Here is a 14,400-nt window from a genome sequence, read left to right as displayed (position 1 = left end):
ACCCCTCGGACAAGCCGCAAGATTAACCGTCGCTGGCAGGAATAAGGCGAAGACGGCATGATCAGTGACATAAGAAGACTGAATTCGGCCCGACCATGACTCGACTCGCCAGAGCTACAGACCCGTCCTACGAACTGATGGACGACCACAACGGCCTGTCAATCATCTATCGCCAGCATGGTTTCCCCTGCCCCCTGGTGCGCTGGCATTTCCACAAGGAATACGAGCTGCACCTGATCGTGGCCAGCAGCGGCAAGGTGTTTGTCGGCGACTATATCGGCAATTTCCATCCCAGGTCGTTGTTCCTTACCGGCCCCAACCTGCCCCACAACTGGATCAGCCAGGTGGCCGAGGATGAAGTGGTGCCCACCCGCGACATGCTGGTGAACTTCACCGATGAACTGTTTGAAGGCGCCGCCTCGGTATTTACCGAACTCAAAACCCTGACCCCGATGCTGGAACGGGCGCACTACGGCATCGAGTTTCGCTGCCCCCACACGATCCGCAAGGCCATGGGCCTGATGCAGACCATTGCCGACTCCACGGGCGTGACCCGCCTGGGGCATTTTTTGATCTTGCTGGAGCTGCTGGCCGAGTGTGATGACTATCAGTTGCTGTCGGGCGTGACGTGCGGGCAATTGGCCGACGAGCAGACCATCGACCGTACCAACCGGGCCGTGGATTATATTTTTAGCCACTACGCCCGCGAGCTTCCGCTCGAAGAAGTGGCTCACTACATGGGCATGAAACCCACCTACTTTTCCAGGGTGTTCAAGCAGGCCACAGGGCGCTGCTTCATCGAGTTCGTCAATCGCCTGCGCATCAGCAAGTCCTGCGAACTGCTCGCCGACGGCCAAAAGCCCGTAACAGACGTGTGCTTTGAGTCAGGTTTCAACAATATTTCCAACTTCAACCGCCGCTTTCAGCAGCTAAAAGGCATGACGCCGTCACACTATCGGCGCCTGGCGGTGCAGCGTTTGACCGAGCAAAACCAGCCGCCACTGAGCGAACGCCTGCGAAGTGCAAAATAGTATCGGTTCGAGTGCTGCCAGTGATTTGTCACGACGGTGATTGAAGGCTGTAATCCGCCCAAGCGCTTGCTCCGGGCGAGCCGCCATAAAAACAATAACCGTCCTTCAAAAGCCGTCTGGCCAATGAAGTGGAGTGCTCAATGAATATTCCTGTCAAAGCGTTATGTGTCGCTACGTGCATGACCCTCAGCGGCTTGAGCCTGGGCGCGCAAACCCTGACCATTGCCACGGTCAACAACAGCGACATGATCCGTATGCAAAAGCTGGCCAAGACCTTCGAGAGCGAACACCCCGAGATCAAACTCAACTGGGTGGTGCTGGAAGAAAACGTCTTGCGCCAACGCCTGACCACGGATATTGCCACCCAGGGCGGCCAGTTCGATGTGCTGACCATCGGCATGTACGAAGCCGCACTCTGGGGCGACAAGGGTTGGCTCGAACCCATGACCGACCTGCCGGCCACCTACGCCATTGATGATGTGTTCCCCTCGGTACGCGATGGCTTGTCGGTCAAGGGCACGCTCTACGCCCTGCCGTTCTATGCCGAAAGCTCCATGACCTATTACCGCACCGACCTGTTCAAGGACGCCGGCCTGACCATGCCCGAGCACCCGACCTGGGAGCAGATCGCAGCATTCGCCAAAACCCTGAACAAGCCCGAGAAAGAGCAATACGGCATTTGCCTGCGCGGCAAAGCCGGCTGGGGCGAAAACATGGCGCTGATCACCACCATCGCCAATGCCTACGGCGCGCGCTGGTTCAATGAACAGTGGCAGCCCGAGTTCACCGGGCCCGAGTGGAAAAACGCACTGAACTTCTATGTCGGCACCCTGAAAGCTTCTGGCCCGCCGGGTGCGACCAGCAACGGTTTCAACGAAAACCTGGCGCTGTTCAACAGCGGCAAGTGCGCGATCTGGGTCGATGCCAGTGTCGCGGGCTCGTTCGTCACCGACCACACCCAGAGCAAAGTGGCCGATCACGTCGGTTTCACCTTCGCCCCCCAGGCGGTCACCGACAAGGGCAGTGCCTGGCTCTACTCCTGGGCGCTGGCGATCCCCACCAGCTCCAAAGCCAAGGACGCAGCCAAAACCTTCAGCACCTGGGCCACGTCCAAGGAATACGGCGCGCTGGTTGCCGAGAAAGACGGCATCGCCAACGTGCCGCCCGGCACCCGTAACTCGACCTACACCGATGCCTATCTGAAGGCGGCGCCGTTTGCCAAAGTGACCCTCGAATCCTTGAAAGTCGCCAACCCCAAGGACCCGACGATCAAACCCGTGCCTTACGTGGGCATTCAGCTGGTGACCATCCCCGAGTTCCAGGCGGTGGGCACCCAGGTCGGCAAGCTGTTCAGCGCTGCGCTGATTGGCCAGACCACGGTGGATCAAGCGCTCACGGCGGCCCAGCAAAGTACCGAGCGCGAGATGAAGCGAGCGGGCTATCCCAAATAGCAGTACCTGCAAGGCTCAAATTCTGTGGGCGCTGAAGTTCCTGTGGGAGCGAGCCTGCTCGCGAATGGCCTTCGCGAGCAGGCTCGCTCCCACATAAAGCAATTCAGGTGAATTCAAAATGACGACTTCAACTGTCACCGCCGCGCTCGGCGCTCCGCCTGCGGCGCGCCGATCGAGGCTGTTCAACCCTGGCTGGTTTCTGGTCACGCCCTCAGTGGCGCTTTTGCTGCTGTGGATGATCGTGCCACTGGGCATGACCCTCTACTTTTCGCTGATCCGCTACAACCTGCTGTACCCCGGCGAAAACCAGTTTGTAGGCCTGGAAAACTTCACCTACTTCCTCACCGACTCCGGCTTTTTGCCCGGCGCGACCAACACTCTGCTGCTGGTGGGCAGTGTGTTGCTGATCAGCGTGGTGCTCGGCGTGTTGATCAGCGCCTTGCTGGAGGCCAGCGAATTCATGGGCCGCGGCATCGTGCGGGTGCTGTTGATCTCGCCGTTTTTCATCATGCCCACCGTGGGTGCCCTGATCTGGAAAAACCTGATTTTCCACCCCGTGTCCGGGGTCCTGGCAGCCGTGTGGAAGCTGTTCGGCGCCCAGCCCGTTGACTGGCTGGCGCACTACCCGCTGCTGTCGATCATCATCATTGTGTCGTGGCAATGGCTACCCTTCGCCATTTTGATTCTGATGACCGCCATGCAGTCGCTGGACCAGGAACAAAAAGAAGCCGCCCGCCTGGACGGTGCAGGGCCCATCGCGATTTTCTGGCACCTGACCCTGCCCCATCTGGCGCGCCCCATTGCCGTGGTGGTGATGATTGAAACCATCTTCCTGCTGTCGGTTTTCGCCGAGATATTCACCACAACCAACGGTGGCCCCGGCTATGCGTCGACCAACCTGGCATACCTGATCTACAACCAGGCGCTGGTGCAGTTCGATGTGGGCATGGCTTCGGCCGGTGGTTTGATCGCCGTGGTCATCGCCAATATCGCGGCCATCATCCTGGTGCGCATGCTCGGCAAAAACCTGACAGACAAAGCCTGAGGCCAGCCATGACTCTTCAACAATCCCGCCGCCTGCAAAGCCTGCTGCTCGGCACCCTGGCCTGGGCCATCGCGATCCTGATTTTCTTCCCGATCTTCTGGATGGTGCTGACCAGCTTTAAAACCGAGCTCGATGCGTTTGCCACACCGCCGCAATTCATCTTCACCCCGACGCTGGAGAACTACCTGCACATCGAAGAGCGCAGCGGCTATTTTCGCTTTGCCTGGAACTCGGTGGTGATCTCGTTCACCGCCACCGCCTTGTGCATGTTGATCGCGATACCGGCGGCCTACTCGATGGCGTTCTACGAAACCAAACGCACCAAGGGCACGCTGCTGTGGATGCTCTCCACCAAGATGCTGCCGCCGGTGGGCGTGCTGATGCCGATCTACCTGCTGGCCAAGACATTTGGCCTGCTCGACACCCGCACAGCGCTGATCATCATCTACACCCTGATCAACCTGCCGATTGTGGTCTGGATGATTTACACCTACTTCAAGGACATCCCCAAGGACATCCTCGAAGCCGCCCGCCTGGACGGTGCCACCCTGTGGCAGGAGGTCGTCCGGGTGCTGCTGCCCATCAGCAAGGGCGGGCTGGCCTCGACCCTGCTGCTGTCGTTGATCCTGTGCTGGAACGAGGCGTTCTGGTCGTTGAACCTGACGTCCTCCAGTGCCGCACCACTGACCGCTTTGATCGCGTCCTACTCCAGCCCCGAAGGCCTGTTCTGGGCCAAGTTGTCGGCGGTGTCGACGCTGGCCTGTGCACCGATCCTGATTTTCGGCTGGATCAGCCAGAAGCAACTGGTACGCGGCTTGTCTTTCGGTGCGGTTAAATAAAAACAACGAGTGGAGGCCCATCATGGCCAACCTGAAAATCAAGAATCTGCAAAAGGGTTTCGAAGGCTTTTCCATCATCAAGGGCATCGACCTTGAAGTGCATGACCGCGAATTCGTTGTATTTGTCGGCCCCTCGGGGTGCGGCAAGTCCACCCTGCTACGCCTGATTGCCGGTCTCGAAGAAGTCAGCGATGGCACCATCGAGCTGGATGGCCGCGACATTACCCAAGTCAGCCCGGCCAAACGCGACCTGGCGATGGTGTTCCAGACCTACGCCCTGTACCCGCACATGAGCGTGCGCAAGAACATGTCGTTTGCCCTCGACCTGGCGGGCGTGCCCAAGGCCGAGGTCGAGAAGAAGGTCAACGAAGCGGCGCGAATCCTGGAGCTCGCGCCCTTGCTTGAACGCAAGCCCAAACACCTGTCCGGCGGGCAGCGTCAGCGCGTGGCCATTGGCCGGGCGATTGTGCGCAACCCCAAAATCTTCCTGTTCGATGAACCGCTGTCCAACCTCGATGCGGCGCTGCGGGTGCAAATGCGCCTCGAACTGGCGCGCCTGCACCAGGAGCTGCAAGCGACGATGATTTACGTGACCCACGATCAGGTCGAAGCCATGACCCTGGCCGACAAGGTGGTGGTGCTCAATGCGGGCAAAATCGAACAGGTTGGCACGCCGCTGGACCTCTATCACCAACCGGCCAACCTGTTTGTCGCCGGGTTCCTCGGCACGCCGAAAATGGGCTTTATGAAAGGTAAGGTCAGCCGTCTCGATGGCCTGGGTTGCGAAGTCGAACTGGATGCGGGCACCCGCATCCAGCTGCCGTTGAGCGGTGCTTCGCTGAGCCTGGGCAGCCACGTGACCCTGGGCATCCGCCCCGAACACCTGAACCTGGCCAAACCTGGCGACTGCACCCTGACCGTCACCGCCGATGTCGGCGAACGCCTGGGCAGCGACACCTACTGCCATGTGATTACCGCTTGCGGCGAGCCCCTGACCATGCGTATCCGTGGTGATATGGCGAGCCAGTACGGTGAGCAATTGCACTTGCACCTGGACAGTGAACATTGCCACTTATTCGATGCAAACGGGCTGGCCCTCACCCGTCCATTGCGCGCTGCTGCCTAATCGAGATTGCACCCATGAAACTCAATCGCCGAAACCTCGACAATCTCACCCACCAAGTGGCTAAACCTGCCTACCTTGCCAGCGATACCCGCCAGGGCATCGCCCACATCGGGGTGGGCGGTTTTCATCGCGCCCATCAGGCGTATTACACAGACACTTTGATGAACCAGGGCCGCGATCTGGACTGGAGCATCTGCGGTATCGGCCTGCGGGCAGAGGACCGCAAAGTGCGTGACGATCTGGCCAGCCAGGACTACCTCTACACCCTGTTCGAACTGGGCGATGGCGACGATACCCAAAGCCGGATCATCGCCTCGATCAGCGGCATGCTGCTGGCTGAAGACGGCATACAGGCGGTGATCGACAAACTGGCCAGCCCGGCTATCCGCATCGTTTCGCTGACCATCACCGAAGGCGGCTATTGCATCGACGACAGCAGCGGCGAGTTCATGGTTGCGCTGCCACAAATCCAGCACGACCTGGCCCACCCCAAGGCGCCGACAACGGTGTTTGGCGTGCTCTGCGCTGCCCTCGCCCAGCGCCGGGCGCAGGGCACGCGGGCCTTTACCCTGATGTCCTGCGATAACTTGCCGCACAACGGCAACGTGGCGCGCAAGGCTTTGCTGAGCTACGCCGCCTTGAGCGATGCCGACCTGCATGACTGGATCGCGGCCAACGTCAGCTTCCCCAATGCTATGGTCGACCGGATTACCCCCATGACCAGCAACGCCCATCGCCTGCAACTGCACGATCAACTGGGGATCGACGATGCCTGGCCAGTGGTGTGCGAGCCGTTTATCCAGTGGGTGCTGGAAGACAAGTTCGCCGATGGCCGCCCGGCCTGGGAGACCGTCGGCGTACAGCTCACCGACGACGTGACACCCTATGAAGAGATGAAAATAAAACTGCTGAACGGCAGTCATCTGGCGCTGACTTACCTGGGGTTTCTCAAGGGGTATCGCTTTGTCCACGAGACCATGAACGATCCGTTGTTTGTGGCTTATATGCGCGCTTACATGGACCAGGACGTAACCCCGCAACTGGCGCCGGTACCCGGCATTGACCTTGGCGCCTACAAGGACACCCTGGTGGAGCGTTTCTCCAACCAGGCCATTGCCGACCAGCTGGAGCGCGTGTGCTCCGACGGCTCGTCCAAATTCCCCAAGTTCACCGTCCCCACGATCAACCGCCTGATCAGCGATGGCCGCGAATTGAAACGCGCTGCGCTGGTGGTTGCGGCCTGGGCGCTGTACCTCAAGGGCGTGGATGAGACCGGCCAAATCTACGCCATCCCCGACCCGCGGGCCCATTTTTGCCAGGCGCTGGTGGCCGACGATGCACTGGTCGTGCAGCGGTTTTTGGCTGTGGAAGAGATCTTTGGCAGTGCGATTGCTCAATCGCCCGAGTTTGTGGCAGCGTTTGAGTGGTGCCTGAACAGCTTGCGTGAAGCGGGTGTGAGCGGGACGCTGGAGAAACTGCTGCGGCTTTGAACAACCCTCACCCCAACCCTCTCCCATAAGGAGAGGGGCTTTTGATCTGGCTAAAAACAGGTTCTGCATGAACACTCGCAACTTATTCCTAGGCATCGACTGCGGCACCCAGGGCACCAAGGTGCTGGTACTCGACAGCCATACCGGCCAGGTCCTGGGGCTGGGCGCAGCGCCGCATGTGCTGATCCAGGCCGAAAACGGCCGCCGCGAGCAAGACACCGAGCAATGGCTGCACGCGTTGCAGGACGCCACCCGCCAGGCACTGGCACAGGCCGGGGTCAGCGGCCAGCAGATTCAAGGCATCGGCGTCTCTGGCCAGCAACACGGCCTCGTGCTGCTGGATAAGCACGGCGAGGTATTGCGCCCGGCCAAGCTCTGGTGCGACACCGAGTCAACCCCCGAAAACCGCCAGTTGCTGCACTGGCTGGGCGGCGAAGCCGGTTCTCTGGAGCGCCTCGGGCTGGTGATTGCGCCGGGCTATACCGTGTCCAAGCTGCTATGGACGAAAATCCATCACCCGCAGGTCTTTGGGCAGATCGCCCATATCCTGCTGCCCCACGACTACCTCAATTACTGGCTCACCGGCCGCTGCTGCACTGAGTTCGGTGATGCCTCGGGCACGGGCTATTTCAATGTCCGCACCCGCCAGTGGGACCTCGATCTTTTGCGCCATATCGACGCCGAGGGCCGGCTTGAGCGGGCACTGCCTGAATTGATCGGCTCCGAACAGCCGGTCGGCACCCTGCGCCCCGAGGTGGCCAGAATGTTGGGGCTCAACCCCGGGGCCGTGGTCTCCAGCGGTGGCGGCGACAATATGCTGGGCGCCATCGGCACCGGCAATATCGAACCTGGAATCATCACCATGAGCCTGGGCTCATCGGGCACGGTGTATGCCTTTGATCCACAGCCGCAGGTCAGCCCGGATGCCGCGGTGGCCAGCTTTTGCTCCTCCAGCGGCGGCTGGCTGCCCTTGATCTGCACCCTGAACCTGACCAATGTCACCGGCGCCGTGCGCGACTTGTTCGAGCTGGGGCTGGACGCCTTCAATCAACTGGCCGGCCAGGCACCGATCGGCGCTGAAGGTGTCAGCCTGCTGCCGTTTCTCAATGGCGAACGGGTGCCCGCCCTGCCCGATGCCCGTGGCAGTATCCAGGGGCTGACACTGACCAACATGACCCGGGCCAACCTCTGCCGGGCAGCCATGGAGGGCACCACGTTCGGCCTGCGCTACGGCCTGGACCTGCTGCGCCGCAACGGCGTGCAAAGCCACACCATACGGCTGGTGGGCGGCGGTTCGAAAAGCCCGCTGTGGCGCCAGATGGTTGCCGACATCATGGACACCCCGGTGGTGTGTACCGAACAAAGCGAAGCCGCTGCGCTGGGCGCGGCGATTCAGGCAGCCTGGTGTGTTGCAGGCGGCGAGCAGACCCTGGCCGAACTGTGCCAGCGTTGCGTGCGCCTTGCCCCCGCCACTCAAACTTCGCCCGACGTCAGAAACGTCGCGGCATATGAACAGGCCTACAACCGCTACCGACAACAGGTCGCGGCCTTAACCGAGTAAACGTTATGTATCTGATTTGTGGGGAAGCGCTGTTTGATTTTTTCGCCCAGGCGGACAGCGGCGAACAGGCAAACAAAGTGGAGTTCAAGGCCATTGCCGGAGGCTCTCCGTTCAACGTCGCCGTGGGTTTGCGACGTCTGGGGATCGAGAGCGCACTGTTTGCGGGGCTGTCCACTGACTATCTGGGCCGACGCCTGAAGCAGGTCCTGCTGGACGAAGGCGTGAGTGACCGCTATTTGCTGGACCTGGACGCACCAACCACACTGGCCATGGTTGCCCTCGACGCCAACGGCTCGCCCGCCTACAGCTTTCGGGGCGAAGGCTGCGCCGACCGCCAGGTTCACAGCCATCATCTGCCTGAGCTGGGGCCTGAAGTACGGGGGCTGCACGTGGGGTCTTTTTCGTTGGTGGTGCAACCGATTGCCGACACCTTGCTGGCCCTGGTCAAGCGTGAAAGCGGACGCCGTCTGATCAGCCTCGACCCCAATGTGCGGCTTAACCCCGAGCCGGACATTGAAGTGTGGCGCCAGCGGATCAATGAGCTGATCCCCTATGCCGATGTAATCAAGGTCAGTGATGAAGACCTTGAGTTGCTGTATCCGGGGCAAGACCCGCAGCTGATCGCCCGGTCATGGCTGAGCCAGCGTTGCCAGCTGGTGTTTTTGACCCGTGGCAGCCAGGGCGCCAGTGTCTTCAGCCGCGAACACGGCCAGCGCTCAATCCCCGCCAGTGCGGTGACCGTCGCAGACACCGTGGGTGCCGGGGATACCTTTCAGGCCGCCGTGATTGCCTGGCTGACCGAGCATGAGCTGGACTCAGTAGAAGGGTTGCAACAGTTGACTGCGTCCCGGCTCGACACCCTGCTCGACTTCGCCAGCCGGGCAGCCGCCCTTACCTGCAGCAAGACCGGCCCCGACTTGCCGTATCGCGCTCAGCTGATGTAACCGCCGCCCTGTAGCCGCCGCAAGACCTTCAGGGTCGCTGCGGCTACAGATACTTCAACTGTGGGAGCGAGCCTGCTCGCGAAAATCATTCGCGAGCAGGCTCGCTCCCACAAGGGCCTTGACCGGCAACGGAGTATCTACTGACTTGTGCGTGTTGCTTACCAGATCGACAGGTTATAGCTGACGATCAGGCGAGTCTCATCCACGTCACGGGCGAACTGGGCGTAGTTGGTGCGGTAGGTGGCATTGCGCAAGCGCAGGCTGACGTCCTTGAACGTGCCGCTCTGCACGATGTATTTGAGCTCGCTGTCGCGCTCCCACTCCTTGCCTTCTTCGGTGCTGCCCACCACCTTGATGTGGTCGCCATTCACGTAGCGGGTCAGGAACGACAGACCGTCAATGCCGATAGCCTTGAAGTCATAGTCGTAACGCAGTTGCCAGGAACGCTCCTGGGCATTGGCAAAGTCGTTGACCTGCAAGTAGTTGACCAGGTACGGGTTGCTGCCATCCAGGTACGGCATCGAGGTGTCGCCGTTCATGCGCTGCCAGCCCGCGCTGACTTTATGCCCGCTCACCGAGTAACCCAGCATCGCCCCCAGGGCACGGTTGTCGATGGTCGAAGCCTTGGCCGAGCCCGCGTCATCACTTTTAAGCAGGCGCACATCGGCCGACAGCACACCCGGCCCCACCGGCTGGCTTGCCAGCAAACCGACAAACTGCTGACGGTAGATGTCTTGCAACTCGGCATAGTGGTACTGCGCAGTCAGGCGCTCGTTGACCTTGTAGTCCAGACCGTACATGTTGAAATGGTCGGCGGTGATGTTGCAGGCATAACGCTTGTTTTTGCAGTTCAGGCGCAGGTCCTGAGCGTCGGTGGAATCCCGCGCGGTGTAGCGGTCAAGGCGCGAAGCCATGAACTTCAGGTTCTTGATGTCCTGGGACACCAGCATGGCGCCGTTGAACATGGTCGGCAGCAAGCGACCATCGTTGTACTTGAGCAACGGCAGGTCCGGCAGCAGCGCGCCGTACTTGAGCACGGTCTGTGACACACGCATTTTGGCGGTCAGGCCCATCTTGGCGTATTGATCCTTGGAACGACGCGGATCGTTGCCGGTCGAAGGCAGCAGGCCGCTGTTGCTGTCGGCCGGGCTGGAGTCCAGTTTCAGGCCCAGCATGCCCAGTGCATCGAGACCAAAACCGACAGTGCCTTCGGTGTAACCCGATTGCAGATTGAGGATAAAACCTTGCGCCGTTTCATCACGCTTGGAGGCGCCCTGAGGGTTTGAGGTGTTGCCATCGCGAAAGTCGCGGTTGAAGTACACCGTGCGCGCTTCCAGTTTTGCGCTGCTGTCTTCAAAAAAACCACCGGCCTGTGCCGGCGCGGCAAAACCGGCACACACTGCAAGCGCGCCCAGGCGAGTAACCCGGCTCTGCGCCAGCAATGAAAAAGGGACAACCATGAACAAGCTCCAACAGCGAATATTGGCGAGATATGACCCACCAAAAAAATGGCCGCAATTGTACGAAAGGCTAGGGTCTGTTGACGTTTGGTTGTGGCCGCGCCGATAGCCCATGTGGTGCAGGGCAAGACGCGAGCAGCGTGGTTTGTGTTCCAAATAAGCTGCGAGCAACGCCGCCCTGCGCCACATGGGCTATCGGCCCTTCGGGTCGCGTGTCAAATTTCGCCAGGCTGCGTTGCAGGGCTTGAGAAGGGAACAACCATTCCCTTCGCCCTGCGCCTTGCCTGGCAAAATTTGACCCAGCGACGCGGCTCACAACCAAACGTTAACAGACCCTAGGCCTTGGCCTCATTCGACCTTAGTCGCACTGGCAAAACCGGGGCTTGCAACATGGTTGATAGCTTTGAGCCGGTATCCGGCATTAAATAGACTTACTTTGAGATTCATCCTGGGAACCACCATGGCAGTCAAGAGTTCAAGGCGGCGCCAGCGCTTGCAGGCCAGCGCCACCGAACAAGCCTTGCTTGAACTTAACGAAACCCTCGAGGCGCGCGTGCTCGAGCGCACCCGGGCGCTGGCCGAGGCCAACCTGCAACTGCAACGCGAAATACTCGAACGCGCACGCGCCGAAGAGGCTTTGCGCCATGGGCAAAAAATGGAAGCCGTGGGTCAGTTGACCGGAGGCATCGCCCACGATTTCAACAACATGCTCACCGGCATCATCGCCAGCCTGGATTTGATGAAGCGCTTTATCGCGGCGGGCCGTATTGGCGAGGTGGAGCGCTTTGCCGATGCGGCCGTGGCGTCCGCACACCGGGCCGCCGCGCTGACCAACCGCCTGTTGACGTTCTCCCGCCGGCAGTCACTGGACCGCAAGCCGCTGGACCCCAATCAGCTGGTGAATTCGCTGCAGACACTGTTCAGCAGTTCCAAAGGCGCGCACATCGACTTGAGTCTCGAACTGGGCCACAACATCTGGCCGGTAAACACCGACACCGGGCAGCTGGAAAGCGCCCTGCTCAACCTGATGATCAACGCCCGCGATGCGATGCCTGAAGGTGGGACCCTGGTGATCAAAACCGCCAACCAGTACCTCGATGCCCGTGAACTGAGCACCCTGGAAGCGATTGATTCAGGGGACTATGTGATGCTGCAAGTCAGTGACACTGGCACGGGAATGACCCCGCAAGTCCTGGCCAAGGCCTTCGACCCGTTCTTCACCACCAAGCCTGTCGGCCAGGGCACGGGGCTCGGGCTGTCCATGATCTACGGGTTTGCCCAGCAATCAGGCGGGCATGTCAGCATCAGCAGCCAAAGCGGCAGCGGTACCTGCGTGCGCTTGTACCTGCCGCGCTACCACAGCCCTGAAGGCAAAACTCAGGCATAATCCGCGCCCTCGCAATAAGCCCCACAGTTCCAAGGTAAAGTCCCATGAAAGCTCAAGCCCGTCATATCCTGGTGAAAACCGCCGAAGAAGCCGAGTCGCTCAAGCAACGCATCGCCAAGGGCGAAGCCTTCGATGTGCTGGCCAAAAAATTCTCCACGTGCCCGTCAGGCAAGCGCGGGGGGGATCTGGGGGAGGTGCGGCCGGGGCAGATGGTTGGCGTTATCGACCAGATCATCTTCAAAAAGCCGTTGCGGGTGGTGCACGGGCCGATCAAAAGCAAGTTCGGCTATCACCTGGTGCAGGTGTTTTACCGCGATTGAGAACGGCCCTCACCCTCGGGAAGAGAGTGAGGGCTTTTTGGCCTCAGAACTCTATGGCAAGGCTCTCAACCACATTCGACTGCTCGTCCACCAGGCAGCCAGTACGCCACTTGTCAAACGTCAGGCAAGGGTGCGAGGTGCCAAAGCTGATGATGTCGCCGATGTGCAGCTCAGTGCCCGGCGCAACGGTCATAAAGGCATGCTGGTCCATCACCGCCGTGACCTTGCACCCGCTGACGTCATCCCCCACTGCCGGCAGTACCCCTTCGCGATACCGCTTTAACGGTATCGGCAAACCCGCGTCGTAGGCCACGTCACGCTTGCCCAGCGCAATCACTGCAAAGCCGGGCTCGGGCAACGATTGCACATGGGCCCAGACTTCCAGCGCCGGGCGCAAGCCTTCCTGCAAGTCGCTGCGACGGTCAAGCACGCAGCATTGCGCCTCCTTGTAGATACCGTGGTCGTGGACCACGTAACTGCCGGGGCGCAGCACGCTGAGAAAACGCCCGCTGGCAGCCTCGGCTTCGAAGCCTTCGGCAATCAGGTCGTACCAGGCCGAGCCCGATGCGGTGATGATCGGCTTGTCCAGCGCAAACGCGCCGTCACGTTGCAACTGCAGCGCCAGACGCACCAGCGAAGCTGCAAACGCACGAATCCCGCTGACCGCGTGTTCGCCGTGGATCACGCCTTCGTAACCCTCGATCCCGGTCAAAGCCAGGGCCGGTTGTGCCTTGATGGCCTCCGCCAGCGCCATGACTTCTTGCTCGGAACGGCAGCCACAACGCCCGCCCACCACGCCGTACTCGATCATGACATTCAGGCGCTGGCCGCGTTCGGCGAAAAACGCCCCCAATGCCGCCACGTTGTCGGGGTGATCGACCATGCAGTGAAACTCGAACCCGGGGTCTGTCAGCAACCGGGCAATCAGCGCCATATTGGCCCGACCCACCAGCTGGTTGGCCATGAGCACGCGACGCACACCGCCGGCATAGGCCGTGCAGGTCTGCACCGCGCTGGCCAGGGTCAGGCCCCAGGCGCCCTGCTCCAGCTGACGGCGAAACAGTGCCGGCGTCATGCTGGTTTTGCCATGGGGCGCGAGCACTGCACCACTGCGGGTCACAAAGTCCTGCATCCAGCGAATATTGTGCTCCAGCGCGTCACGGTGAATCACCAGCGCGGGCAAGCTCACATCACGTACCAGGCTGTCGCCGGGGCTGGCAGCGCCTTTAAGCACCGGGGCTTGGTTCAGCGTCTTCGACACACTCGACTCCTCACGTATTGTTTTTATGCGCGATAACGGTGTTAGCGCTTGGCTTTGTAGGCAATGCAGTCGATCTCGACCCGGCAATCGACCATCATCATCGCCTGCACACAGGCACGTGCCGGGGCGTGTTCGCTTTTGAAGTACGAGGCAAATACCTTGTTGAAGCTCCAGAAATCGCGGGGGTCTTGCAGCCAGACACCGGCGCGGACCACGTCTTCAAGGCCATAACCGGCTTCTTCGAGGATCGCGATCAGGTTTTGCATGGTTTTGTGGGTTTGCTCGACGATCCCGCCATTGATGATTTCGCCGTTTTCCATGGCCACCTGACCGGACACATGCAGCCAGCCGTCAGCCTCAACCGCACGGGCGAAAGGCAAAGGCTGACCACCTGCACCCACTGCGCCGGTACCAAAACGTTTGATGCTCATAGGGGGAACTCCACTGTAGGAAAGGCGCCTCATGCGCCGCTGGTCGAACAGTGT

General features: G+C 60.5%; 12 protein-coding genes and 1 pseudogene. 10 read left to right on the top strand and 3 right to left on the bottom strand.

Annotation, left to right across the window (positions count from 1 at the left end):
- Nucleotides 1–95 precede the first annotated feature (95 nt).
- The 8 genes from BLW11_RS15315 (at nucleotide 96) to BLW11_RS15280 (ending at nucleotide 9,487) form a co-directional block, all read left to right on the top strand.
- A complete protein-coding gene (locus BLW11_RS15315) occupies nucleotides 96–1,031 on the top strand; it encodes an AraC family transcriptional regulator (protein ID WP_048361985.1) in 936 nt (311 codons plus the stop codon).
- A gap of 140 nt (nucleotides 1,032–1,171) precedes the next feature.
- The gene (locus tag BLW11_RS15310) at nucleotides 1,172–2,482 is read left to right on the top strand and encodes an ABC transporter substrate-binding protein (protein WP_048361986.1); all 1,311 of its coding nucleotides are present in this window, start codon (nucleotides 1,172–1,174) and stop codon (nucleotides 2,480–2,482) included.
- A 118-nt stretch (nucleotides 2,483–2,600) separates the two neighbouring features.
- Nucleotides 2,601–3,527 carry a carbohydrate ABC transporter permease gene (locus tag BLW11_RS15305; protein WP_048361987.1) on the top strand — a complete coding sequence of 309 codons (927 nt, stop codon included), beginning with the start codon at nucleotides 2,601–2,603 and terminating at the stop codon, nucleotides 3,525–3,527.
- Between the two features lie 8 nt (nucleotides 3,528–3,535).
- Nucleotides 3,536–4,366, top strand: a complete 831-nt coding sequence (locus tag BLW11_RS15300; RefSeq protein WP_048361988.1) for a carbohydrate ABC transporter permease — start codon at nucleotides 3,536–3,538, stop codon at nucleotides 4,364–4,366.
- A 22-nt stretch (nucleotides 4,367–4,388) separates the two neighbouring features.
- Nucleotides 4,389–5,492: an ABC transporter ATP-binding protein gene (locus tag BLW11_RS15295; RefSeq protein WP_048361989.1), complete on the top strand. Its 1,104-nt coding sequence runs from the start codon at nucleotides 4,389–4,391 to the stop codon at nucleotides 5,490–5,492.
- Between the two features lie 14 nt (nucleotides 5,493–5,506).
- Nucleotides 5,507–6,982, top strand: coding sequence for a mannitol dehydrogenase family protein (locus BLW11_RS15290; RefSeq protein WP_048361990.1), 1,476 nt, complete (start codon nucleotides 5,507–5,509; stop codon nucleotides 6,980–6,982).
- Nucleotides 6,983–7,049: 67 nt separating this feature from the next.
- On the top strand, nucleotides 7,050–8,543 hold the full coding sequence (gene xylB, locus BLW11_RS15285) for a xylulokinase (protein ID WP_048361991.1): 1,494 nt from the start codon (nucleotides 7,050–7,052) through the stop codon (nucleotides 8,541–8,543).
- 5 nt (nucleotides 8,544–8,548) lie between these two features.
- A complete protein-coding gene (locus BLW11_RS15280) occupies nucleotides 8,549–9,487 on the top strand; it encodes a carbohydrate kinase family protein (protein WP_048361992.1) in 939 nt (312 codons plus the stop codon).
- Between the two features lie 158 nt (nucleotides 9,488–9,645).
- Here the strand turns inward: BLW11_RS15280 and BLW11_RS15275 are convergent, their stop codons facing one another.
- On the bottom strand, nucleotides 9,646–10,947 hold the full coding sequence (locus BLW11_RS15275) for an OprD family porin (protein WP_048361993.1): 1,302 nt from the start codon (nucleotides 10,945–10,947) through the stop codon (nucleotides 9,646–9,648).
- A gap of 508 nt (nucleotides 10,948–11,455) precedes the next feature.
- On the opposite strand from BLW11_RS15275, the pseudogene BLW11_RS15270 reads away from it, so the two are divergent.
- Nucleotides 11,456–12,307 (top strand): annotated as a pseudogene (locus tag BLW11_RS15270) (ATP-binding protein); the annotation flags it as partial.
- Nucleotides 12,308–12,378: 71 nt separating this feature from the next.
- Nucleotides 12,379–12,654 carry a peptidylprolyl isomerase gene (locus BLW11_RS15265; protein ID WP_003445327.1) on the top strand — a complete coding sequence of 92 codons (276 nt, stop codon included), beginning with the start codon at nucleotides 12,379–12,381 and terminating at the stop codon, nucleotides 12,652–12,654.
- A gap of 43 nt (nucleotides 12,655–12,697) precedes the next feature.
- On the opposite strand, the gene BLW11_RS15260 is transcribed toward BLW11_RS15265, so the two are convergent.
- Nucleotides 12,698–13,915, bottom strand: coding sequence for an amino acid deaminase (locus BLW11_RS15260; RefSeq protein ID WP_048361994.1), 1,218 nt, complete (start codon nucleotides 13,913–13,915; stop codon nucleotides 12,698–12,700).
- A 41-nt stretch (nucleotides 13,916–13,956) separates the two neighbouring features.
- Complete coding sequence (locus BLW11_RS15255) at nucleotides 13,957–14,346, bottom strand: RidA family protein (protein ID WP_003445324.1); 390 nt, start codon at nucleotides 14,344–14,346, stop codon at nucleotides 13,957–13,959.
- Nucleotides 14,347–14,400: the final 54 nt, after the last annotated feature.

Source organism: Pseudomonas deceptionensis (assembly GCF_900106095.1).
GTDB lineage: Bacteria > Pseudomonadota > Gammaproteobacteria > Pseudomonadales > Pseudomonadaceae > Aquipseudomonas > Aquipseudomonas deceptionensis.
This window is presented reverse-complemented; position numbering and strand designations above follow the sequence as displayed.